This is a genomic window from Bartonella sp. AA81SXKL, assembly GCF_042196945.1.
In the GTDB taxonomy this organism is placed as follows: domain Bacteria; phylum Pseudomonadota; class Alphaproteobacteria; order Rhizobiales; family Rhizobiaceae; genus Bartonella.
In genome coordinates this window covers 1-733 of the sequence record NZ_JBHIRH010000223.1, presented here as the reverse complement: position 1 = coordinate 733, position 733 = coordinate 1, and the positions used below count along the sequence as shown (strand labels likewise).

The 733-nt window shown below is 40.0% G+C and carries 1 pseudogene; it reads right to left on the bottom strand.

Annotated features, from left to right (window positions below):
- Positions 1 to 453 (bottom strand): annotated as a pseudogene (locus tag ACFINZ_RS10730) (DNA-directed RNA polymerase subunit beta); the annotation flags it as partial.
- Positions 454 to 733 lie beyond the last annotated feature (280 nt).

Sequence of the window (733 nt, the reverse complement as noted above, 5' to 3'; positions counted from 1 at the left end):
ATTAACAATAAAGGTACCATTCGTCGTCATTAAAGGCATATCACCCATATAAACGCCTTGCTCTTTAATATCCTTGATATCTTTCGAACCTGTATCTTCATCAACATCAAAAACGATTAAACGCAATATCACCTTTAATGGTGCAGCATAAGTCAAATCACGTTGACGACATTCTTCAACGTCAAATTTTGGTGAATCAAATTGATAACCAACAAACTCGAGCATAGCTGTACCGGAAAAATCCGAAATAGGAAATACCGATTTAAAAACAGCCTGCAAGCCTTCATCTGGACGCCCGCCTTTCGGTTCCTCAATCATGAGAAACTGATCATATGATGCTTTTTGAACCTCAATAAGATTTGGCATTTCTGCCACTTCAGGAATCTTACCAACAAACTTGCGTACGCGCTTACGACCATTGAATTGAGACGTCATTGCTAGGGTCTGAGCGATCGTCGCTCCTCGATCTTTACTCTTCAAGGTAGACTAAACCTTGAAAGTTTTACATCATTAACCTGCACATGCAGACCAGTTCATTTGATACCCAATAGTGAGTACCACCAATTTGCCCCATTCATAATAGAAATTCATTTACTTGGCTCTACAATGAGGGGACAGCAAGAGTAACCCCATACCTATTACAGCTAATGAACTGTTGGAAAAAGGGCTGCATCAATAACCTTTCCTCTTTTCAGGAGAAAGAAAATCGGCGGATATAAAAGTCCGCCGATAA